The following is a 22,478-nucleotide window of genomic DNA, read 5'->3' as shown; positions in this document are numbered from 1 at the left end:
TTTGATATTTGATATTTGATATTTGATATTTGATATTTGATATTTTTAGTTCGTCACGGTTAACCATTTAAACAAACTTTTATTATAAATTTATGGACGATCAAGGGCTAGATATTCTGAAGTGAGACTATAACCATCTCCGCCCATTTTACCAACAGAATCAATTAACACTTGGTTTATGCCTGCTTCGTTGTATAGGTCATCACGAACATAAATAGACTTTACATCTAAAAGCACAAGCGTTCCTCCAGCAGGTAAATCACCGAGAGTAATAAGTTCTCTTAATGTGCATTCATAACGAATTGGCGACGCTTTAACCGAAAATGGTGCCACGCTACAGCTACCTATTTTATCAACCCCGGCAAAGTCAAACTCACTTTCATCGAGACTAATACTGGCACTCGTTTTGTTCATTTGGGCCAATAATGAGCTATTAACAATATTAATAACACATTCACCCGTTTCTCTTAAGTTTTGTAAGGTGTCTTTATCAAGACCACTGCGCTGCGTTACCTGCGTATAGAGAAGTACCGGAGGATTACAACTGGCCACCGTAAAAAAAGAGTAAGGAGCAAGATTGTCAACACCGTCTTTAGAACGTGTACTGATCCAAGCGATTGGTCTTGGTGTAACACCACCATTGAGTAGGCGATATTTTTCCTGAACGCCAAGTTCTGTAATATCAAAGTTCATTAAACGCCTCCAGCCATTCTGTAAAAGAATTAGCGACCTGATTAACCGTTACCGCCGTGTGATCATAGAACCATACTGCACTGTCTGCTTGTCTGTGCACACAATCACTAAGTTTGAAGCAAAACATACTGCCCTTACAATCAGATGCAAACAAGATATGGCCTTTTGGCATACCGGTCATTTCATATAACTTTGAGAGCGAAAAAACATCATCAAGGCTTAAAAAATCTTGTACTTCGGTAATATCGACACCTAAATCACAGATTTTAGTTAATACATTTGGCGTGTGTACCAAACCGTAAGTCGAAATCAAATATTTATATGCATCAGGCAAGTAAGCAGATAATTTTAATTCTAGCTCGGTTATATCCTCACTGGCTATCGGTACCATGGCGCTTTTACTGCCCCAATTTTTTACAAAAAGATCAATGCTATTCATCTGGATACTCTCATTCTGTTACTGTGTTATTTGTATTGAACACTTTATAACTTGCCAATTTATCGTGCTTTGTTCAAGCTTACCTATAACGTCGCATTCTAGCAGTTTAAGAGAATAGGGTATTGCTAATTAATAGCGTAACGAGTTTACTTATCTGGTTATTTCAGCGAAATAACAACACTGATAATATGCAGCTAAGCCATTCATTATATTGAGCGATAAAAAAAGCACCTAAAAAGGTGCTTTAATCAATCGTATCTTTTATCTTAATTTCAGACTAACTCGCTTTAATGCGCGTAATATTCGCACCAAGTGCTTGTAGTTTATCTTCAATATTTTGGTAACCGCGGTCAATATGATAAATACGGTCAACTTGTGTTTCTGAGGTCGCCACTAAGCCAGCAATCACTAAACTTGCTGATGCACGTAAGTCTGTTGCCATTACTTGCGCACCGTTTAGTGATTCAACACCACAAGAAATAGCGGTATTGCCTTCGAGACTAATATCAGCGCCCATGCGTTGTAGTTCAGGAACATGCATAAAACGATTTTCAAAAATAGTTTCTGTTGTCGTTGCCATACCTTTTGCAATTACGTTCATTGTCACGAACTGTGCTTGCATATCCGTAGGAAAAGCAGGATGAGGAGCAGTGCGAATATTAACCGCCTTTGGTCGCTGATTCATCGTTAGCTCGATCCAATCATCACCGGAGGTAATTTCTGCGCCAGCTTCTTGTAACTTACTTAAAACCGCTTCTAAAGCTTTAGGATCTGTATTTAAACACTTAACCTTGCCTTGAGTAACCGCAGCAGCCACTAAAAAAGTGCCTGTTTCAATACGATCTGGCATAACACGATACTGTGTGCCTGATAACTCGGCAACACCCTCTATGCTCAGTGTATCTGTACCTGCGCCAGAAATTTTAGCGCCCATAGCGTTTAAGCACTTAGCTAAATCAACAATTTCTGGTTCGCGGGCAGCATTTTCGATCGTGGTAATACCGTCAGCTAATGCTGCAGCCATCATCAAGTTTTCAGTGCCGGTAACACTTACCGTATCCATAAAAATGGTCGCACCTTTTAAACGCCCATTATTGCGAGCGATGATATAACCATTTTCAACGTCTATGTCTGCGCCCATTAACTTTAAACCGTGAATATGTAAATTCACTGGTCTTGCGCCAATAGCACAACCGCCGGGCAAAGAAACTTCAGCATGACCAAAACGCGCCAATAACGGACCTAAAACTAATATAGATGCGCGCATAGTTTTAACTAACTCGTACGATGCACGGCAATGATCTATGGTACTTGCATCGATAACTAATTCATTGTCACCAGACCAATGAGCTTTAGCACCTAATTGACTTAGCAATTTAATCGTCGTTTCAATATCATTTAACTTAGGAACGTTACTAAATGTAATAGGTGTCTTAGAGAGAAGTGCTGACATTAATATCGGTAAAGCGGCGTTTTTTGCGCCCGAGATGGTTACTTCACCCTTTAGGGCCGTACCACCTGTTATTTTAAATGCATCCAATAGAATATTCTTATTTGGTTATGAAAAATTAAAGCGGAAGATTAAACATTTTTTCACGCTGCCAAACTGACGTTGTGAAAGTTTTAATCGATACCGCATGAATTGCACCCGCTTTTATAGTCTCTGCTAAAGGTGCATATATTGCTTGTTGCTTCTTTACACGGCTTAATTCACCAAGAAAGTCTGCAACCGCAATCACTTTGCATTGTGATCCATCAAATGCAACATGTAACTCATCAAGTTCAAGGGCATCATTAAGTAATTTTTCTATATCTGAAACTTCCACATTTATCTCCGGTTACTGATTAAGCGTACTATCAGTTTTTGGTAAGAACATATCAACACAACTTAACTGAGCTAATTTAATTAAATCTTTTGGTAAATTATCAAAAGTTAATTGGCAGTCAGTCTTATTACTTAATTCTAGCATGGCAAGTAGCCAAGCTAAACAAGCCGTATCGACTTTTGAAACATTTGACAAATCAAAGATTAACACCCCTGATTTAATCAAAGCTTTTGATTTTTTTTCAAATGAATTATCAATAGTTAATAAGGTTAATTCACCACTAAAAACTACTCGGGAATCTTTTTCAATAAAACTAATTTTCTTCACTTCAATTCCTAATCTTCACAGAAATAGCCTATTAACGCTACTTAAAAACGATTTTTTGATCGCTTTTTTCTTTTAACATTTCAGTAACGTATGGCAAACCTTTTTGACGTATTAAGCCGCTAAGCTCTGCTTCTTTACTATCAAGCAAACTAACACCTTCGGCGACCATATCGTAAGCTTTCCATTCATTGGTTGTGGTATTTCTTCTAACACGAAATGAAATATCAATAGGTGGTCTACCTGGGTCTAAAACCGAGGTTCTAACAGCAACAACCTTAGCGTCATCAAAGTCTCTTTCTGGTTCAAATTCAACTTCTTGTTGCTTATACAAGGTAAAGACTTGTGCATATGAGGTAACTAAATACTCTCTAAAAACATCAACGAAATCAGCTCTGCTTTGCGAAGTTGTTTGTTCAAAGTTTTTAAAACCGATAACTTTCAATGCTGCATATCGGTAATTAATGTAAGGCATCAACTCTTCACGAACGATATCTTTCAATATTTCAGGGTTCTTACGAATCTCTGGTTGTTCGTCAGAAAAACGTTTAAACGTTACTTTCGCTACCGTTTCGATCATCGCGTACGGATTTTTACTGTCAACCGCTTTTGCTGTTGCACTAATACTCACCATTAATGCTAAAGCGATTATTACTGTAAATAATTTTTTCATTATATTACTACTCTCCATTGGTAAACCTGCTAGTCACTTCCTTGACTAAATAAAAATTGTCCTATTAATTCTTCTAATACTAATGCGGGTTTAGTATCTTCAATAAAGTCACCTGGAACTAGCGTGCCTACCGATTCATCAACAAAGCCAGGTCGTAAGCCAACATATTGCTCACCCAACAAACCTGCGGTTAAAATAGAGACCGACGTTGCTTCTGAAAAATTAATATACTGTGTATAAATATCTAAAGTGACTACCGGCGTATAATCTTTTGCATCGATGGTAATATGACTAACACGACCGACAACAACACCACCCACTTTTATCGCTGAACGAACTTTTAGACCGCCAATGTTATCAAACTTAGCATAAAGTTGATATGTCTCACTATTACCGGAAATACCGCTATCAGCAACTTTCAGCGCAAGCATAAGCAACGCAGCAATACCTATTGCTGCAAATAAACCTACCATTAACTCAATTTTTTTCGACACCATGTCTTCCACCAAACCTAAAATAAAAATTATTATAAAAATTAACTAACAGCAAACATTAACTCGCAAACATTAATGCTGTTAATACAAAATCTAACCCTAAAACCAATAATGATGATTGTACAACTGTTGAAGTTGTCGCTCGACTAATACCTTCTGATGTTGGTACACAATCGTAACCTTTATAAACAGCTATCCAAGTGACAACAAAAGCAAAAACAACCGATTTTATCACCCCATTAAGAATATCTTTTTGAAAATCAACTTGAGCCTGCATCACTGACCAGAATGTACCACTGTCTACGCCCAACCATTCAACACCGACGAGATGACCACCTAATATCCCTACGGCAGAAAAAATAGCGGCTAGCAAAGGTAAACTAATAAACCCTGCCCAGAATCTTGGTGCAATCACACGACGTAACGGATCAATTGCCATCATCTCTAAACTTGATAATTGTTCTGTTGCTTTCATTAAACCAATTTCGGCGGTTAATGCCGAGCCTGCACGTCCTGCAAATAATAGTGCTGCAACAACAGGGCCTAATTCACGGAGTAAAGATAGTGCGACCATAGGTCCTAAACTGCCTTCAGCACCATAACCCACTAAAATAGTATAGCCTTGTAAAGAGATAACCATGCCTATAAATAAACCGGATACCACCACTATCATCAGTGAAAGTACGCCAACAGAATATAACTGCTGCACCAATAGAGGAAAGCCTTTACGTACATTCGGCACATGAAGCAATGCAGAAAGTAATAAAACTATTGCTCGCCCTAATCCCGTAATCGTGGTAATAATGTTATGACCTAAACTTTGTAAACTATTCATTATTTAGGCTCCTTACCCATTAATTCATCTTGATAAGGGGCGCTAGGAAAATGAAATGGTACGGGACCATCAGCTTCACCTTGAATAAATTGTTGCACCAGTGGTGATGTTTGCTTACTTATCTCTGACGGTGTGCCATGACCAATAATTTTCTTTTCAGCAATAATATAAATGTAATCGGCAATACTCATTACTTCTGTAACGTCATGTGAGACCACAACTGAGGTTAAACCTAATGCTTCATTTAAATCTTTTATTAAGCGAACAATAACACCCATTGAAATAGGGTCTTGCCCCGCAAAAGGCTCATCATACAAAATAAGTTCAGGATCTAAAGCGATAGCGCGGGCAAGGGCAACTCTTCGTGCCATGCCACCAGAAAGTTCGCCAGGTGCTAAATTTCGTGCACCGCGTAAACCAACGACCTCAAGTTTCATTAATACCATTTTTTCAATTAACGATTCTGACAGGGTACTGTGTTCGCGCATCGGAAAAGCAATATTGTCGTAAACACTCATATCGGTAAATAACGCGCCACTTTGAAACAACATGCTCATACGTTTACGCGCTTCATAAAGTGCACTGCGTGATAATGTTGGAATATTTTGTCCGTCAAAAAGTATTTTACCTGAATTGGGTCTGAGTTGACCGCCAATTAAACGTAATAAGGTGGTTTTACCAATACCACTTGGCCCCATTATCGCGGTAACTTTTCCTTTAGGGATCGACAAACTAATATCATCATAGATCACTCGTTCATCACGTTTAAACGTAAGGTTCTGGATATCGACCAAGTTTTCAGGCATAAGATTTATATAACGTCACTGGTTGTTATTATTAAAGTCAGGTGAATTTTACCTGAGCAATCAAAAAACGTCATTAAAATTGCGTTAAAAATGTAAATAAAAATCGTAAGAAAGCGTGTAAAAACGTAATAAAGTGTAAGATTTTACTCTCAGAAGATATATTTTTGCTTTAATGAAATTTTTACTTTGGCTATTTTTTAACAATGGCATGTAAAAAAACCGCCTTTTGGGCACTTTTTTACCAAGATCTGATTATTTCTCTTTGTTTTTGCTTCGCAACCAGCGACAATTTACGCTCTTAATATAGGAGCCCTTAATGTTATTACAGATTCTAATTTTACTTGTTTCACTTGTTACTCTGGTATGGAGTGCTGATAAATTTGTTTTTGGTGCCTCATCATTAGCAAGAAATTTTGGTATCTCACCGATGATTATTGGTTTAACTATTGTTGCCATGGGTTCATCTGCTCCAGAAATGATGATTGCAGCGACAGCATCTTTAGACGGTAACAATAATACAGCTATCGGTAACGCAATCGGTTCAAACATTACTAACATTGCTTTGGTACTCGGTATAACAGCATTATTTCAACCTTTAAACGTATCCTCATCAACGGTAAGACGAGAAATTCCATTAATTTTAATTGTTACCGCCCTAGCCTATTGGATGCTTTCTGACGATTACTTTGGCTTTAACGAAGGCTTATCACTGATGATCGGCTTTTTTGTTTATATATTTGCGTTACTTTTTATCACCATAAGAGCCTCTAAAACTCGGCCAATTGATGATCCATTGATCATTGAAGCTGAACAAGAAGTGCCTGACGCGGTTAGCAAACCTAAATCTTTACTTTGGCTAGTCGTTGGTATTATTTTCTTACCTATGAGTGCTAGCTACCTGGTCGATTCATCCGTTTTTATTGCTAAAGCATTTGGCATAAGTGACTTAGTGATTGGTTTGACCGTTATTGCCGTTGGCACAAGCTTGCCAGAACTTGCTGCAAGTATTATGAGTATTATCAAGAAAGAAGATGATTTAGCGCTAGGGAGTATTATTGGCTCTAATATCTTTAATATTTTGGCCGTACTCTCGCTCGCTGGCTTAATTGCACCGGGCGAAGTAGATTCAGATGCCGCAGCACGTGACGCTCCTTACATGCTTGGCGTTACCGTATTATTATTTATACTGTGTTTTACTCGTCGTGCCGGAAAGTTTTGCATTGGCCGCTTAAAAGGTTTGTTATTAATAGGCGCTTTTATCGCTTATCAAGCGCTACTTTTTAGTCAAATAAAGCAATAACAAACACTATAATAGCAATTTACAAAATAAAAACGGGCTAATAATGAACGATTTCAAACAACTAGCGTTAGACGTTATTCACATAGAACAACAGGCTATTGCAGAGTTAGCCCAGTACATTGATGAGAACTTTGAATATGCCTGTCAGTTAATGTTTAACTGTAAAGGTAGGGTTATTATTGCTGGCATGGGCAAGTCAGGCCATATCGGTGGCAAGATTGCTGCAACGCTGGCGAGCACCGGCACACCTTCTTTTTTTGTTCACCCTGGTGAAGCAAGTCACGGTGATTTAGGTATGATAACCGGTGATGACGTCGTGTTAACTATTTCGCACTCGGGCGAAACCAGTGAAGTGTTAGCAATAGTGCCAGTCATAAAACGTATTGGCGCTAAACTTATTGCGATGACGGGGAATCCAGCCTCAACCTTAGCAAAACTAGGCGATACCCATGTCTGTGTTGCTGTTTCACAAGAGGCTTGTCCACTAGGATTAGCGCCAACATCAAGTACCACAGCAACCCTAGTAATGGGTGATGCACTCGCTGTTGCCTTATTAAATGCTCGCGGCTTTACCGCTGACGACTTCGCACTCTCTCATCCCGGTGGTAGTTTAGGAAAACGCCTATTACTACGTCTTAGCGATATAATGCATAGTGGTGAGCGCTTACCAACTGTAAATGCTAATGCTAAAATTAAGGATGCGTTGGTTGAAGTATCATTAAAAGGTTTGGGGATGACGGCGGTAGTCGACGAGAGTGGTCAATTACAAGGCTTATTCACTGACGGAGATTTACGTCGTATTCTTGATGAACGTATTGATATACATCTTGATACTATTGCATCAGTGATGACAAAAAATCCCACTGTGGCTCATCAAGATATGCTAGCCGCCGAAGGCTTAAAAATCATGGAAGACAAAAAAATTAATGGTTTAATTATTGTTAATGACAATAATATACCTATTGGCGCAATGAATATGCACGACTTACTAAAATCAGGTCTTATCTAATATGCAAACACTCTATGGCGAAATTACTGACACAGCATTCAATACCATGAAAAAAATAAAGCTGCTGATATGTGATATTGATGGCGTTTTTTCTGATGGCCGTATTTATTTGGGTAACGATGGTGAAGAATTAAAAGCTTTTCACACTAAAGATGGCTACGGCATAAAAGCATTAGGCGCCAGCGGTGTCGATGTAGCGGTGATCACCGGGAGAACATCAAATATTGTCGCAACACGTATGTCAGCCTTAAATGTTAAATATATAGTGCAAGGTGAAGAAAATAAATTACCCGCCTTGAAAACGATGGCTAAGCAATTAAAGCTATCCCTCGAGGAAATTGCTTATATTGGTGATGATATGCCTGATTATGAGTGTATCAACGCTGTAGGCTTGGGTATTGCTGTTAAAGATGCCCACCCAAGTATTTTATCTATCGCAAATTACACCACTTTTAACCATGGCGGTTTTGGTGCTGTTCGAGAAATATGCGATTTAATCATGCTTAGCCAAAACACCTTAGCAAATGCTTCGGGTGCGAGTATATGAATCGACTTTATAGTTTAACCTTGTTGTTTTTTCTAATTGCGGGAGGCGTTTACGGTATAATTGAATGGAGAAATTCCTCAGCACCACAATTACAAGCGATTGATAAGACGCTGACCCCTGATTTTATTGCCGAAAATTTACACAGTAATGTTTATAAACATCAAGGAAGCTTAGCTTATGTTGTTGATGCCCATCGTATGGAACATTACCCTGAGTTAAGTATTACCAACTTTGAGTTTCCTCAATACACACTTCATCCAAAAAATGATGCGCCCGCATGGAAAATATCTGCCAATGAAGGCATATTATACAATAACAACCGGGTAAAATTAGCAAAGCATGTCCGCCTGTTAGCAACAGATCCCGATAGCTTATTACAAGAAGTTCAAGGAAAATACTTTGAACTTGATCTAAAAACTAACATCATAAGTTCAGAACAAGAAATTAAAATTATCGGTAAAGGATTTACCATCGATGGTAAAGGTTTAATTGTCGACTTAAACACCAACCAAATGACACTAACTAAACATGTGAAATCAATTTATGAAATTGTTAAAAAATAGCCTACTGTGCTTATTGTTATCAACTCCGCTATTTTCGTCAGCTTTCGCTGAAAAATTTGATATAAAACAAAAGATTGAAATTAACGCTTCAAGACAAGCCGTTGATCTTAAAAATAAAATATTCAGCTATATTGATAACGTGGTGATCACTCAAGGTTCATTAGTTATACGTGCTGATTTAGTACAAGTGCTGACTCAATCTGGCAGTGAAGAAAAAACCTATATCGCTAAAGGGAAGCCAGCAACCTTTAAACAAACCTTAGCCGATGGCACTCCTCTTAGCTTACAAGCAGACGAAATAAGATATGAGCCCGCAAATAATTTAGTGATAATTTCAGGAAATGCGTTATTACAGCAAGAAGGTAGTGAGGTTAGTGGCAGTAGAATTACTTACAATATTGCCACTCAGTATGTTAATGCTGAAAGTAAATCTAACGAACGCACTAAAACGATTTTTCAGCCGAAAGAAAAAATTAAAGCGACAACCACAGACGCGAAAACTCAGGAAAAAATTAATTTATGAGCACTAGCACCCTAATGGCAAAAGGCCTTGCCAAAGCCTATAAAGGCAGAAAAGTGGTTAAAAATGTCAGTATGCAAGTTTCAGCAGGACAAATAGTCGGTTTACTGGGCCCAAATGGTGCCGGAAAAACAACTTCTTTTTATATGATTGTGGGGTTAGTTGAAAGTGATAGTGGCGATATTATCTTAAATGACGAAAACCTGACGTTAGCGCCTATGCATGAGCGTGCGAGAAAAGGCATCGGATATTTACCACAAGAAGCCTCTATTTTTCGAAAACTCAGTGTTTACGACAATATTATGGCTATTTTACAAACACGAAAAGAATTATCAGATGCTGAACGCGAAGAAAAATTAGAACATCTTGTTGAAGAATTCAACATAGGTCATATCAAAGATAATTTAGGCATGAGCTTATCTGGTGGTGAACGCCGCCGAGTAGAAATTGCTCGCGCATTAGCTGCTGAACCAAAATTTATTTTATTAGATGAACCTTTTGCTGGTGTTGACCCAATTTCAGTAGGTGATATTAAAAAAATTATTCTACACTTAAAAGAACGTGGCATTGGTGTGTTGATCACTGATCACAATGTACGTGAAACTCTCGATGTATGTGAACATGCGTATATTGTTAGTCATGGTGAACTTATTGCAGAAGGTACTGCAGATCAAATTCTTGCAAATCAACACGTAAGAGATGTATACCTTGGTGAACAATTCACGCTATAGTAGTCAGTAAATGAATAGTATCTTCGTATGAAAAAAACGAAAATATCCCATTAAAAATAATAGGAAGTTAATGACCTAAATGCGCCCTACTCTACAACTCCGCATAGGACAACAATTAACCATGACGCCACAATTGCAGCAAGCAATCAAATTGCTGCAACTGTCTACGTTAGAGCTTCAACAAGAAATTCAGGAAGCCTTAGAAAGTAATCCATTATTAGAAATGGATGAGTCTTCAAATAATCCCGAAGATAAAAGTACTGACAACCTTGAAGAAGCTCACACTGCCGGTAATGGTGACGTTAAAGAAGCCCCTGCTTCTGATGGTAGCGAAGACGCTACGCCTACCATTGATGAAATCACCACCACTGAAGCCATGGACAAGAACGATATCCCTGAAGAATTAAACATGGATACCACTTGGGATGATAACTACACGGCCGGTGCAGCAAGTTCAAGCTCAGGCCCAGCTTCAGAAGATTATACTTACCAAGGCGAGACTCAAGACTCCATTCAAGATCATTTGCGCTGGCAAATGGAATTAAGCCCTTTTACCGAAACAGACCGCGCTATAGCGACAGCAATTATTGATGCTGTTGATGACGCCGGTTACTTAACGGTATCTAGTGAAGACATTTTAGAAAGTGTTGCCATTGAAGGAGTAGAGCTTGATGAAATTGAGGTGGTACTAAAACGTATTAACCTCTTTGATCCTGTCGGTGTCGCTGCTCGTTCTATTTCAGAATGTTTAATCATTCAACTTAATCAATTTGACCCCGCTACACCTTGGTTAGCAGAAAGTAAGTTAGTTTTGCGTGACCATATTAATCTGCTGGGTAGCCGAGACTATCGTACATTAATGCGTAAAACTCGACTGAAAGAAGAGCAACTGCGCGAAGTGGTGCGTCTTATTCAATCACTTGATCCTAGACCCGGCGATAGTGTGATGAAGAGTGACGATCAGTATGTTATTCCTGATGTGTCTGTTGAAAAGAAAAATGGCCGTTGGGTGGTCGAATTAAACCCTGATACTGCGCCAAAACTTTCGGTGAATCAGCAATATGCTTCGATGTCACGTTCGATGAAGTCGACAGCGGACACACAATTTATTCGCTCAAATTTACAAGAAGCTAAATGGTTTATTAAAAGCTTAGAAAGCCGTAATGATACCTTATTAAAAGTGTCAAACTGTATTGTGCAACGTCAAATTGGCTTTTTTGAACATGGTAATGAAGCCATGCGTCCAATGGTTTTAAATGATATTGCCGAAGCTGTCGATATGCATGAATCAACCATTTCACGAGTGACGACACAAAAGTACATGCATACGCCACGTGGAATTTTCGAACTGAAGTTTTTCTTCTCAAGCCATGTTGGCACCGAAAGCGGTGGCGAATGCTCATCAACAGCTATTCGTGCATTAATCAAAAAATTTGTTGCTGCCGAAATCCCAGCAAAACCACTTAGTGATAGTAAAATGGCTGATTTATTAGCCGATCAAGGGATAAATGTAGCTCGACGCACCATAGCAAAATATCGAGAGTCACTTTCTATTCCACCTTCTAACCAACGAAAAAGTTTACTTTAACGAAAAGATGAGGAATTAAGCTTATGCAAATTAATCTTTCTGGCCACCATGTTGACATTACCGAAGCTTTACGAGAAAACGTCACGACTAAGATGGCAAAATTAAGCCGACATTTTGATCATATCAATAATGTTCATGTTGTTCTCACCGTTGAAAAATCAAATCAAATTGCTGAAGCGACTGTTCACGTTAGTGGCTCTGATTTACATGCAAAAGCTGAAAATGCTGACATGTATGCCTCTATTGATAGTCTTGTTGTTAAGCTTGACCGGCAAATATTGAAGTACAAAGGTAAAACGAATCAGCATTAATGCTGTTTATCGCCTGTTCACTCACCAAAGAATCTAAGTAGTATAATGAAGTTGCAAGATATCCTTACCCTTGATTGCACCCTGTGTGCGATTAAGGGTACAAGCAAAAAAAAACTCCTTGAAATAATTAGCACAACTGCGGCAAAAAAATTCGACAATATTGATACTCATCAATTATTCGAAAGCTTAATGGCGCGTGAAAAGGTTGGCTCTACCGGCATAGGAAATGGCATTGCGATTCCTCATGGTCGATTAACCAACACGTCACAAGTTATTGCTGTATTGCTGACCAGTGAACAAGCCGTTGAATTTGATGCGATAGACAACCGTGCTGTCGATATTATTATTGCGTTATTTGTCCCCGAAGAAAACTGCCAACAACATTTAGATACCTTACAAAGTATTGCGCAAATATTTAGTACTAAACAGTTCGCAAAGCAAGTAAGAAAATGCCAAAATTCGCAAGAGCTTTTTACTTTAATAAAGCATGCTAAACGTTAATAAAATCTAATAATAATCCAGGAAAACTCAAATGAAACTCTTGATAGTCAGTGGTCGCTCAGGGTCAGGTAAAAGTGTCGCCTTACGTGTACTCGAAGATTTAGGCTACTACTGTGTCGATAATATTCCGGTGAATTTATTGCCTGCATTAGCGCATACCGTTATTAATGATTACGACAAAGTAGCGGTTAGTTTAGATGTACGTAACTTACCCAATGATCCTAATGACGTTTCAGAAATATTAGATTATCTACCAAAAACAGTAAAACTCGATATTCTGTATTTAGATGCTGATGACTCTGATCTTATTCGACGTTTTAGTGAAACGCGTCGTTTACATCCTTTGATTAAACAAAATATCCCACTCGACCAAGCCATCTCTTTAGAGAAAAAGCTGCTTGAGCCTATTTCCACGCGTGCGGGTTTGTATATTAATACCAGCCAGTTATCACCTCATCAATTATCTGATTTAGTGCGTGAGCGAATTTTGGGCAAAACCTCGGCATCTATGGTGGTGGTGTTTGAATCTTTTGGCTTTAAACACGGTGTACCACAAGACGCAGATTATGTTTTTGATGCACGTTTTCTGCCTAACCCTTTTTGGGAAACAGACTTAAAAGGTTTTACCGGTTTAGATCAACCCGTGCGAGACTTTCTTGCTAGCCAACCGATTGTCACTAAATTTATCTGGCAAATTAACAGTTTTATGATGACATGGTTACCCCACTTAGAAAGAAACAATCGCAGCTATATTACTATCGCCATTGGTTGTACGGGTGGAAAACACCGATCGGTTTATATTGCAGAAATATTAGCAAACAATCTTAGAAAAGAACGCGAAGATGTTCAGTCTCATCATCGCGACATTAAAATACAAAGCACTTAATAACGGTCACTGTATGCCAAAATATAATAAATCATTAACCATTAGCAATAAACTGGGATTACATGCACGTGCTGCCACTAAACTTGCCCAGTTAAGCCAAAAGCTTAATGCTAACGTTACTATTTGCTTAGAGGGCAAAGAAGCTGATGCCAGTAGTATTATGGGGTTAATGTTACTGGCCGGTGGCTTTGGAAAAACCGTAGAGGTGATTACCCAAGGAGAAGATGCTCAACAAGCACTTGACGATGTATGCCAGTTATTTTCTGATAAATTTGATGAAGACGAATGATAAAAAGACTGAATAAAAAATAAAGTTACGTTATCATTCATTACAACACCTTAGCCAGCGCATCTTGACTAAGATATAAACAATATAATTTTCGTATTACTGCGGCACAGGAAAACTTTATGCCGGAAATATCAGAGCAACAACAAAATCATCAACGCCTGCAACAAGTCAATAAAGCACTTGGTAGCGGTATGTTTGTGCACGTTCGAAAATTACTACAGAACATGCCAGCTTATGATATTGCTTTAATATTAGAGTCATCTCACCCGAAAAGTCGTGCCGTTTTATGGCAACTTATCGACGCTGATAATCACGGTGAAGTACTTGAAGAACTCAATGAGGAAGTTCGAAAAGGTATTTTAAAAACTATCCGCCCTGAAAAATTAGCCGCCGTTGCTGAAGGCATGGATGTTGATGATTTAGCTGAAGTTTTACGTACTCTACCCGATAGTGTTTATCAAGAAGTATTAAGTGCTATGGACTCGCAAGACCGAGGTCGAGTCGAAGCCGCGTTATCATTTGAAGAAGATACCGCTGGCGGTATCATGAATACCGATACCATAACAATTCGTCCCGATGTAACGGTTGATGTGGTATTGCGCTATTTGCGCTTACGGGGTGATTTACCTGAAGCGACCGATTCTTTTTATGTGGTCGATGGTAAGAATCACTTTATTGGCGCCGTTTCTCTAGCGGCGATCATTACCGCTAAACCTGAAATTATCGTCTCAACACTCATTGATAAAGATATTGAAGCAATTCAAGTGCATTTGTCTGATAGTGACGTAGCGCAACTCTTTGAAAAATTTGATTGGTTCTCTGCACCAGTTATTGATGATGAAGGCCGTTTGCTTGGTCGTATCACGATAGACGATGTTATTGATATTATTCGTGAGGATGCCGAACATTCAATGATGAGTATGGCGGGCTTAGATGGAGAGGCAGATACCTTTGCTCCGGTTTTAAAAAGCACGCAACAACGCTCTATTTGGCTTGGCGTTAATCTCATTACCGCACTACTTGCCGTTGCTGTATCGAGTATGTTCGAAGGTGTTTTAAGCCAACTGGCTATTTTAGCTATTTTAAATTCTTTAGTGCCTAGTATGGGTGGTGTTGCCGGTAACCAAACCTTAACACTGGTTGTTCGCGCCATTGCGCTAGGCCATGTTGGCGACTCAAATGCGAGAATACTTATTCAGAAAGAACTTGCTGTTGGTTTTCTTAATGGCGTTATCTGGGCGGTATTAATTGCTGGTGTTGTGGCTATTTGGCAACAAAATTTAATGCTTGGTGGCGTTATAGCCTTTGCAATGTTAATGAATTTAACCGCTGCTGGTATCGCTGGTGTCGCTATCCCGCTGTTTTTGAAAAGGATGAATATTGACCCTGCTCTCGCTGGTAGTGTGATATTAACAACGATTACCGATGTGGTCGGAATATTCGCTTTCTTAGGTACTGCAACTTTATTCCTAACCTAAACTAGATATTGGCTTATTGAGATCTTGATACCTTTTCAAGATCTCAATACTAGCCTGTTGGTTTTAATAATCAAATGTACCTTATTAAAATAACACGATTTGATTAATTGCCGCCAACCTGCATCTCTTCAATTAACAATGAACCCGTTAAAATACTGCCTCGTAAGTCAACATCACTACCGACAGCAACTAAGCCTTTAAAGATATCAGATAAATTACCCGCAATGGTAACTTCTGATACCGGGTAAGCAATTTCACCGTTTTCAACCCAGAAACCGGCAGCGCCACGTGAATAATCACCATTGACTACATTAACGCCTTGTCCCATTAATTCAGTGACAAGAAAGCCAGTACCGAGTTTTTTCAACATGGCATTAAAGTCACCGCCATTGGCAGAACCTTTGGCATTAATTTGCCAATTATGAATACCACCGGCATGGCCAGTAGATTTAAGTCCTAGCTTACGTGCTGAATAACTGGTTAATAGATAGGTCTCTAAACAACCATCGACAATAATTTCACGGTCAACCGTTTTGATGCCTTCACTGTCGAAAGCACTACTCGCTAACCCTTTTAAAATATGAGGGCGTTCACTGATATTTAAAAAGTCAGGAAAAACTTGTTTGCCAATAGCGTCCATTAAAAAAGATGATTTACGGTATAAATTACCACCGCTGATCGCCGCTATAAAATGTCCAAAAATGGAATTAGCAATGTCGGCACGAAACATCACCGGCACTTTTCCTGTCGGTAATTTTTGAGCATTTAATCTCGAAAGCGCTTCTTTTGATGCTTGCACACCAATAGCGATGCCATTATCCATTAAATCAAAATCACGATTAACGGTGTAAGCATAATCTCTTTGCATATCATCACCTTCAGAGGCGATCATTACGCAGCTTAAACTATGGCGAGAGCTTGGATAGCCAACAATCTGCCCATTGCTATTGCCATACACTTTATAGCCTTCAAAGCTATCAAGTGATGCACCATCTGAGTTAGTAATACGAGGATCATACGCTAGCGCACTATCTTCACATTCTTTGGCGAGTTGAATAGCTTGGTCTGTTGTTAAAACTTTTGGGTGATATAAGTCTAAATCAGCAGGCGACATTTCAAGCATGTCCTTGTCTGCTAATCCTGAACAGTCGTCAACAGAGGTATACTTTGCAATATTAACCGCCGCTTGTACTGTTTGTTTTAACGCCGCTTCTGATAAATCTGCGGTTGAAGCACTCCCTTTACGACCTTGCTGGTAAACAGTAATACCCAATGCACCGTCATTAGTAAACTCAACCGTTTCAACTTCACCAAACCGCGTACCAACACTTAACCCTTGTTGGCGGCTTATAGAAGCTTCAGCTGCATCTGCTCCTAGCGATTTTGCTAAGTCGAGTACTTGTGCTACACGTTGCTCAACGTCTCTTAATTGTTCGTTCATCGATTGTTTAGCGTTCATCGTTTCAGTCATAATTTATTGTTTTCTTCTATAAATGCAGGAAATTGGAGAATATGCGCTGTATACCATAAGCACTTACGAGTATAATAGCGATAATTATCACTTTAATAACGAATATTATGCCCGACTCTGCTAACGATATCGATGAATTAGATGAAGAATTAAAAAGTAAATCAGAAGTAAAGCGCGAAATGATCCAGTTACAAATCTTTGGACAGTCGCTTATTGATTTATCTAAGCATCAGCGCAGTAAAATTCCTTTTACTGAGGAGATTAAGGACGCCTTAATTTTAGCTGATAAAATTAAAAACAAACATGAAGCATTACGTCGCCATGTTCGCCACTTGGCAAGAATATTATCAGAATCTGATTTAGAGCCAATTAAACATGCTCTTGATGTTATGGCAAATAAGCATCAACAAGAAACAGCTAAGTTTGTTAAGCTTGAAAAGATGCGTGATGACGCTATTGATGAGGGTAATGACTTTGTTGAAGCTTTACTGAACGAGCATGAGTCGATGGAAAGACAAAAGCTACGTCAATTAGTACGACAAGCGGCAAAAGAGAAAAAATCAGAAAAGCTTGGCAAGTATTACAAAGAGCTATTTGATTATCTAAAACTTCATACTAGACAGATAAACTAGTCGTTTATCTATAAAAAAACCTGCATCAGCAGGTTTTTTTAATACTAAATTTTATTCATTGCTAAGTGACAATAAAGCTAAGTAGCCCAAATGCACTGGCTACTTATTAAGACGCTTATTGAAAATAGCACAGTAGATAATCGTTAAAAGTGCTTATTTACTTGCACGCGATACGTATTCACCCGTACGCGTATCCACTTTAACTGTCTCACCAATTTGAATAAATAGCGGTACACGAATAACCGCACCGGTATGTAAAGTTGCTGGTTTTCCACCCGTACCGGCAGTATCACCTTTTAATCCTGGATCTGTTTCTGTAACATCTAGATCAACAAAATTAGGGGTTGTTACTGTGATAGGTGAACCATTCCATAAAGTAATGGTACAAAGATCGCCTTCTTTTAACCATTTAATACAATCTACAACTGCTTTTTCATCAGCGGCAATTTGCTCAAAGGTATCATTATTCATAAAATGCCAGAATTCACCGTCAGCATACAAGTAAGCTAGCTCGGTTTCCATTACATCAGCGCCTTCGCAAGACTCGCCTGATTTAAAGGTTTTTTCTAAGACTTTATTAGAAATAAGTTTACGAATTTTTACGCGGCTAAAGGCTTGGCCTTTACCTGGTTTTACTAATTCGTTTTCTAAAATGTTACATGGTTCGCCGTCAATCATTAATTTAAGGCCAGCCTTAAATTGGTTTGTACTAAAATTAGCCATATGAATGTTCTCTTATACTCAAACAAATAACGCAGAGATTTAAATTGAAATTACAAATGCCGCAGATAATACCCCAAATAAGCGAACAATTGCACATTTCTTGGCAAAAAGAGTTAAGTAATGTCGTTACAGATCCGAAAAAGCTTTTAGATATGCTAGAAATTGACAGCCAAGATTATCTGCAACACTTTTCAGCACGTAAGTTATTTCCGGTCCGTGTACCCCGACCTTTTATTACAAGAATGAAAAAAGGCGACTTTAACGATCCGCTGCTTAAACAGGTTATGCCACTCTCTGATGAGTTTGTTGTCTCTGATGGCTATTCAATGGATCCACTAGAAGAGCACGACACTGTTGCCGAAGGCTTATTGCATAAATATAAGCACAGAGTCTTGATGATTATAAAGTCAGGTTGTGCAGTTAATTGCCGTTATTGTTTTCGTCGCCACTTTCCTTATGATGAAAACAGTCCCAATAAAGTTCGCTGGCAGCCGGCGCTAAAATATATTGCCGATCATCCTGAAATTAATGAAGTGATTTTCAGTGGTGGCGATCCTTTAATGGCAAGTGATGATCACCTACAGTGGCTTATTGAACAACTTGAGCCGATTAAACATTTGACACGCTTGCGTATTCATACGCGTTTACCCATTGTTATCCCGCAGCGCATAACAACATCATTAGTGAACATTTTGTCTGAAACTCGATTAAAGGCAACCATGGTTTTACATATTAATCACCCTAATGAAATCGATGATGAAGTAAAGCAAGCACTCGAAAAACTTCGTTTGGCAAGAATTCCTTTGTTCAATCAAAGTGTATTATTAAAAGGAGTGAACGATGACGCCAAACTCTTATGTCAACTCAGCGAAACTTTATTTGATAGTGGTATTCAACCTTATTACTTACATATGTTTGATCCCGTACAAGGGGTTGCTCACTTTGATATTTGTGAAGAAGAGGCAAAAATAATCGTCCAAAAAATGATGGCGATATTACCTGGCTTTTTAATGCCAAAATTAGTACGAGAAATTGCGGGAGAAGCTAACAAAACGCCCATCAATTTGGCATAATAGCGGTATATCAAAACAATCGTCAATATAGAGACACTATGAGCGCAACTGTTAGTAAGCAACTCGTTGATAATATTTCAATTATTTTAAAAAAATCGCTAGCCGCTGATGCGACTTTAGCCGATTTAAGAAAAAACAAGCAAGCAAGCTTTGAGGCAATATTTAAAGCAGACGCTGGTTTCAAATGTTCGGCAAATACTTTTCAGCCTTATGTTGAAGAAGTCGCGAACGATTTAATTTTTTGGCAAAAAACATCAGATCAACAAACGCTAATAGATACGGTAAAGAAAATAGAAAAGCTTTTTACCGTTTTAGCGAACTTTGAAAACAGTGCAACGGTTACCCATTAACGGTACCGCTTAAAAGTAAAAATAAAAAGGCCATCTTTATTGCACTATAAAGATGGCCTTTTGCTTTATATAACGTTAAAAATGTGACGCTTATTTATCAACATAGTCTGCAAAAGCATCTTTAAACCAATCATCAAGCAATTTTTTTTCATAGCCTAACGCATTATTTCTATATTTTAAGCGTCCACCCATCATAAAACTCATATCTTTTAAATTAACATTGTCGCTAAGTATTATGACTTTCTCAGCATTTATTAATGTAAATGATAGTTTTATTCTTGGAAAATAAAGGTCTTTAATCACTCTAATTTGATGTAGACCGCTGGCGAGAACGTCACCCGCTAAATCAATGTCTGTTACGTCTATATTAAGTATTTGAGATGCGGGTAATGCTTTAGCAAGTTTGGATAAATGTTTTTCAAATTCGTTAAACATATTTTCTCGAAAGCGTTTTCGACCTTCCGTTCCTGAATCAATATCTCGGTATTTATCAGGCTCCGTCCAAGTGATGTTCACCTCAGCAGCTTGTGCTGTAGGAATCGTTAAGATCAGACTGCCTAGTATTAAAGCAGTCAATAAAGTGAATAGTGGTTTAATCATCATATATCCTTAACCATAAAGTTTATTAATGCCGAGTGATTTTTTTATATTTACCCTGAATAAAAACGGCCCTAAAATTATCTTATCCATAGTTACACAGGTTACCAAACTTTACTGCTTTAATCGCTGTTGTAAAAAATCTACAACCCTTTTATGACGCATTTTTACCGCTGAAATATTGAGGTGACAAATATCGGCTATTTCTTGAAATTCCAAACCTGTGCGGTAACGTAGTAGCATAATATTACGATCAGCAAAGGACAGGTTAACCATTAATAATGAAAGTGCTGTCCCAAAATCTTCGTGGCTATTATCATCATTGGTTATACTTTCAAGATATTCATCATTGTGTTCGATAGTATCCCAACGGCGATCTCTTATTTTATTGATACATTCGTTATGGGCAATTTTAAATAGCCATGCTTTAAAAGATACCGCCCACTTAAAGTTTTTTAAGTGGGCGAGTACCTTTATAATTATTTCTTGTACGACGTCTTCGGCATCAGGCTGATGCTTAAGTAACTTTACACAGTATCCTTTTAAAACAGGTAAATAAGGTGTAATTAGTTGCTGAAAAAGACGCGTATCATAAGGTAGGCTTGCTTGCACTAAGGTAACAAGCTCGCGTTCATTAAGCGTAGTCAAACCGTAAAATAAGCCTCAACTATTGCTTAATAACTTTATTAGCTAATAAGAAAGTATTCGGTATCGTCGTTAGCGACTCATCGGCTGCCATCACTTTACTCGCAACACTGCCAATAACAGCTAAGGTACCCTTAATGTCTGTTACTTCAATAACGTCACCTATTTGGTACATCTCTCGAAGGTAAACGCCAGCAACAATTTCTTGGGCCATGGCTTTAGTGCCGATACCTAAAGAAATAGCCGCCGCTAAACCGACACTGCCAATAAGTACTGTCATGATGTTATTTAGCAGAGAAACATCTATGTCTAATTGCGTAATAGATAAAGAAACAGTAATAACGATAATAATACCGCGGCATACTTCGGCAACGGAACGGCCATAGTCAACACCAGTATTCTTAGCGGCTATTTTTACACCATTAAAAACAATTTGCGCAACAAAGAAGCCACAAATTAAGACAGCGAGTGAAGCAAGTAATTTAGGTAAAAACAACACCAAAGTGTCGATTAAGCCGGAAAGTACGGTTAAGCCTAAAATATCTAGAGCCGCTAATAAAAAGATAAGTAAGAAGAATGTCGAAATAAGACTAGCAACAACTTGGCTACCCGTTAAAGTAACATCCATTTTTTTCAGCAGTGAATCTAGACCCAGTTTATTTAAAAACGTATCAAAACCAATTTTAATTAATGATTTATTAAGAAAGTTTTTAATGAGTGTTGAAATAATCCAACCGACAAGTAGAAATAAAATAGCGACAATTAAATCAGGTAAAAAAGTAACCACTTTATGCCAAACAGTTATTAAGCCAGAGTAAGCTTTATCTGTGATGTTTTCAGTATCCATTATCTATTCTCATTATTAGTTATGCTATTGCTTGTTATTTTTGGGCAAGGTGCCATCTGTTTAAATATCGGTTTTAAAACTTTCATAAATAGGCTAATAAAAACAACCCAAAGTGAAGCTAAGCCCAATGCAACAAGATCTTTTGTACCTTGCTGATTATTTGCTGTTAAGGTTGCGCGCTTAAAAAGCTGATCATCTGATGTACTAAAAGCAACATCTGCATCACAGCTTAATTCTTTCGCTAAACTCTTTTCTATGTCTTTCATCTCATCCTCGAGCAATAGTTTTATCGCTTTATTCTTTAACGACTGAGCCGTTAAAAAGTCA

30 protein-coding genes are annotated in these 22,478 nt (G+C 38.3%); 15 read left to right on the top strand and 15 right to left on the bottom strand.

What is annotated here, in order from left to right; all coding sequences use genetic code 11:
- Positions 1–90: 90 nt before the first annotated feature.
- From H4J62_RS07630 to mlaF, 9 genes are all read right to left on the bottom strand, one after another.
- Positions 91–693 (bottom strand): flavin reductase family protein, encoded by a 603-nt coding sequence (locus tag H4J62_RS07630; protein WP_182214623.1) that lies wholly within the window; start codon positions 691–693, stop codon positions 91–93.
- A complete protein-coding gene (locus tag H4J62_RS07625; protein ID WP_182214624.1) occupies positions 683–1,132 on the bottom strand; it encodes an SMI1/KNR4 family protein in 450 nt (149 codons plus the stop codon). The genes H4J62_RS07630 and H4J62_RS07625 overlap by 11 nt, the downstream gene beginning before the upstream one ends.
- A gap of 277 nt (positions 1,133–1,409) precedes the next feature.
- Positions 1,410–2,672 (bottom strand): UDP-N-acetylglucosamine 1-carboxyvinyltransferase, encoded by a 1,263-nt coding sequence (gene murA, locus H4J62_RS07620; RefSeq protein ID WP_182214625.1) that lies wholly within the window; start codon positions 2,670–2,672, stop codon positions 1,410–1,412.
- A 28-nt stretch (positions 2,673–2,700) separates the two neighbouring features.
- Positions 2,701–2,958, bottom strand: coding sequence for a BolA family protein (locus H4J62_RS07615; protein WP_070374871.1), 258 nt, complete (start codon positions 2,956–2,958; stop codon positions 2,701–2,703).
- Positions 2,959–2,970: 12 nt separating this feature from the next.
- Positions 2,971–3,285 carry a lipid asymmetry maintenance protein MlaB gene (locus H4J62_RS07610; protein ID WP_182176367.1) on the bottom strand — a complete coding sequence of 105 codons (315 nt, stop codon included), beginning with the start codon at positions 3,283–3,285 and terminating at the stop codon, positions 2,971–2,973.
- 37 nt (positions 3,286–3,322) lie between these two features.
- Positions 3,323–3,955, bottom strand: a complete 633-nt coding sequence (locus tag H4J62_RS07605; RefSeq protein ID WP_182214626.1) for an ABC transporter substrate-binding protein — start codon at positions 3,953–3,955, stop codon at positions 3,323–3,325.
- Between the two features lie 29 nt (positions 3,956–3,984).
- Entirely contained in the window at positions 3,985–4,452 is a 468-nt protein-coding gene (gene mlaD, locus H4J62_RS07600; protein ID WP_070374874.1) for an outer membrane lipid asymmetry maintenance protein MlaD, read from the bottom strand.
- A gap of 55 nt (positions 4,453–4,507) precedes the next feature.
- Positions 4,508–5,284, bottom strand: coding sequence for a lipid asymmetry maintenance ABC transporter permease subunit MlaE (gene mlaE, locus H4J62_RS07595; protein ID WP_220470070.1), 777 nt, complete (start codon positions 5,282–5,284; stop codon positions 4,508–4,510).
- Positions 5,284–6,090 (bottom strand): phospholipid ABC transporter ATP-binding protein MlaF, encoded by an 807-nt coding sequence (gene mlaF, locus H4J62_RS07590; protein WP_182202505.1) that lies wholly within the window; start codon positions 6,088–6,090, stop codon positions 5,284–5,286. The genes mlaE and mlaF overlap by 1 nt, the downstream gene beginning before the upstream one ends.
- Positions 6,091–6,406: 316 nt before the next feature.
- Between mlaF and H4J62_RS07585 the strand changes: the two genes are divergently transcribed.
- The 12 genes from H4J62_RS07585 to mgtE all read left to right on the top strand — a co-directional run bounded on the left by H4J62_RS07585 (position 6,407) and on the right by mgtE (position 15,813).
- Positions 6,407–7,390 (top strand): calcium/sodium antiporter, encoded by a 984-nt coding sequence (locus tag H4J62_RS07585; RefSeq protein ID WP_182176370.1) that lies wholly within the window; start codon positions 6,407–6,409, stop codon positions 7,388–7,390.
- A 43-nt stretch (positions 7,391–7,433) separates the two neighbouring features.
- Positions 7,434–8,399 carry a KpsF/GutQ family sugar-phosphate isomerase gene (locus H4J62_RS07580; protein WP_182176371.1) on the top strand — a complete coding sequence of 322 codons (966 nt, stop codon included), beginning with the start codon at positions 7,434–7,436 and terminating at the stop codon, positions 8,397–8,399.
- A 1-nt stretch (position 8,400) separates the two neighbouring features.
- Complete coding sequence (gene kdsC / locus H4J62_RS07575) at positions 8,401–8,946, top strand: 3-deoxy-manno-octulosonate-8-phosphatase KdsC (RefSeq protein WP_182214627.1); 546 nt, start codon at positions 8,401–8,403, stop codon at positions 8,944–8,946.
- Entirely contained in the window at positions 8,943–9,509 is a 567-nt protein-coding gene (lptC, locus tag H4J62_RS07570) for an LPS export ABC transporter periplasmic protein LptC (RefSeq protein ID WP_182214628.1), read from the top strand. The genes kdsC and lptC overlap by 4 nt, the downstream gene beginning before the upstream one ends.
- A complete protein-coding gene (lptA, locus tag H4J62_RS07565) occupies positions 9,490–10,032 on the top strand; it encodes a lipopolysaccharide transport periplasmic protein LptA (protein ID WP_070374881.1) in 543 nt (180 codons plus the stop codon). The genes lptC and lptA overlap by 20 nt, the downstream gene beginning before the upstream one ends.
- Complete coding sequence (lptB, locus tag H4J62_RS07560) at positions 10,029–10,760, top strand: LPS export ABC transporter ATP-binding protein (RefSeq protein WP_070374882.1); 732 nt, start codon at positions 10,029–10,031, stop codon at positions 10,758–10,760. Before lptA ends, lptB begins: the two co-directional genes overlap by 4 nt.
- A gap of 79 nt (positions 10,761–10,839) precedes the next feature.
- Entirely contained in the window at positions 10,840–12,348 is a 1,509-nt protein-coding gene (locus tag H4J62_RS07555) for an RNA polymerase factor sigma-54 (RefSeq protein ID WP_182214629.1), read from the top strand.
- Between the two features lie 23 nt (positions 12,349–12,371).
- Complete coding sequence (gene hpf / locus H4J62_RS07550; protein WP_146798691.1) at positions 12,372–12,659, top strand: ribosome hibernation promoting factor; 288 nt, start codon at positions 12,372–12,374, stop codon at positions 12,657–12,659.
- 45 nt (positions 12,660–12,704) lie between these two features.
- Positions 12,705–13,160, top strand: a complete 456-nt coding sequence (gene ptsN, locus H4J62_RS07545) for a PTS IIA-like nitrogen regulatory protein PtsN (RefSeq protein ID WP_182214631.1) — start codon at positions 12,705–12,707, stop codon at positions 13,158–13,160.
- A 31-nt stretch (positions 13,161–13,191) separates the two neighbouring features.
- Entirely contained in the window at positions 13,192–14,046 is an 855-nt protein-coding gene (gene rapZ / locus H4J62_RS07540; RefSeq protein WP_182176378.1) for an RNase adapter RapZ, read from the top strand.
- Positions 14,047–14,059: 13 nt separating this feature from the next.
- On the top strand, positions 14,060–14,335 hold the full coding sequence (locus H4J62_RS07535; RefSeq protein WP_182214633.1) for an HPr family phosphocarrier protein: 276 nt from the start codon (positions 14,060–14,062) through the stop codon (positions 14,333–14,335).
- Between the two features lie 119 nt (positions 14,336–14,454).
- A complete protein-coding gene (gene mgtE / locus H4J62_RS07530) occupies positions 14,455–15,813 on the top strand; it encodes a magnesium transporter (RefSeq protein WP_182214634.1) in 1,359 nt (452 codons plus the stop codon).
- A 103-nt stretch (positions 15,814–15,916) separates the two neighbouring features.
- Here the strand turns inward: mgtE and pmbA are convergent, their stop codons facing one another.
- Positions 15,917–17,284 (bottom strand): metalloprotease PmbA, encoded by a 1,368-nt coding sequence (gene pmbA, locus H4J62_RS07525; RefSeq protein WP_404842431.1) that lies wholly within the window; start codon positions 17,282–17,284, stop codon positions 15,917–15,919.
- Positions 17,285–17,391: 107 nt separating this feature from the next.
- Here pmbA and yjgA point away from each other — a divergent pair, with 107 nt between their 5' ends.
- Complete coding sequence (yjgA, locus tag H4J62_RS07520) at positions 17,392–17,916, top strand: ribosome biogenesis factor YjgA (protein WP_182214636.1); 525 nt, start codon at positions 17,392–17,394, stop codon at positions 17,914–17,916.
- Positions 17,917–18,069: 153 nt separating this feature from the next.
- On the opposite strand, the gene efp is transcribed toward yjgA, so the two are convergent.
- Positions 18,070–18,639: an elongation factor P gene (gene efp, locus H4J62_RS07515; protein WP_070374890.1), complete on the bottom strand. Its 570-nt coding sequence runs from the start codon at positions 18,637–18,639 to the stop codon at positions 18,070–18,072.
- A gap of 56 nt (positions 18,640–18,695) precedes the next feature.
- Between efp and epmB the strand changes: the two genes are divergently transcribed.
- Both epmB and H4J62_RS07505 read left to right on the top strand, forming a co-directional pair.
- Positions 18,696–19,712 carry an EF-P beta-lysylation protein EpmB gene (epmB, locus tag H4J62_RS07510; protein ID WP_182214808.1) on the top strand — a complete coding sequence of 339 codons (1,017 nt, stop codon included), beginning with the start codon at positions 18,696–18,698 and terminating at the stop codon, positions 19,710–19,712.
- Between the two features lie 38 nt (positions 19,713–19,750).
- Positions 19,751–20,062 carry a hypothetical protein gene (locus H4J62_RS07505; protein WP_070374891.1) on the top strand — a complete coding sequence of 104 codons (312 nt, stop codon included), beginning with the start codon at positions 19,751–19,753 and terminating at the stop codon, positions 20,060–20,062.
- 90 nt (positions 20,063–20,152) lie between these two features.
- Here the strand turns inward: H4J62_RS07505 and H4J62_RS07500 are convergent, their stop codons facing one another.
- The 4 genes from H4J62_RS07500 to H4J62_RS07485 form a co-directional block, all read right to left on the bottom strand.
- Positions 20,153–20,662 (bottom strand): DUF3016 domain-containing protein, encoded by a 510-nt coding sequence (locus tag H4J62_RS07500; protein WP_182214638.1) that lies wholly within the window; start codon positions 20,660–20,662, stop codon positions 20,153–20,155.
- A gap of 111 nt (positions 20,663–20,773) precedes the next feature.
- Entirely contained in the window at positions 20,774–21,307 is a 534-nt protein-coding gene (gene sigX, locus H4J62_RS07495) for an RNA polymerase sigma factor SigX (RefSeq protein WP_182214639.1), read from the bottom strand.
- Positions 21,308–21,326: 19 nt separating this feature from the next.
- Positions 21,327–22,151 (bottom strand): mechanosensitive ion channel family protein, encoded by an 825-nt coding sequence (locus tag H4J62_RS07490; protein ID WP_182214641.1) that lies wholly within the window; start codon positions 22,149–22,151, stop codon positions 21,327–21,329.
- The gene (locus H4J62_RS07485; RefSeq protein WP_182214642.1) at positions 22,151–22,417 is read right to left on the bottom strand and encodes a hypothetical protein; all 267 of its coding nucleotides are present in this window, start codon (positions 22,415–22,417) and stop codon (positions 22,151–22,153) included. Before H4J62_RS07485 ends, H4J62_RS07490 begins: the two co-directional genes overlap by 1 nt.
- Between the last annotated feature and the right edge of the window lie 61 nt (positions 22,418–22,478).

The sequence above is a fragment of the Colwellia sp. BRX8-5 genome, from assembly GCF_014077325.1.
Classification (GTDB): Bacteria; Pseudomonadota; Gammaproteobacteria; order Enterobacterales; family Alteromonadaceae; genus Colwellia_A.
This window is presented reverse-complemented; position numbering and strand designations above follow the sequence as displayed.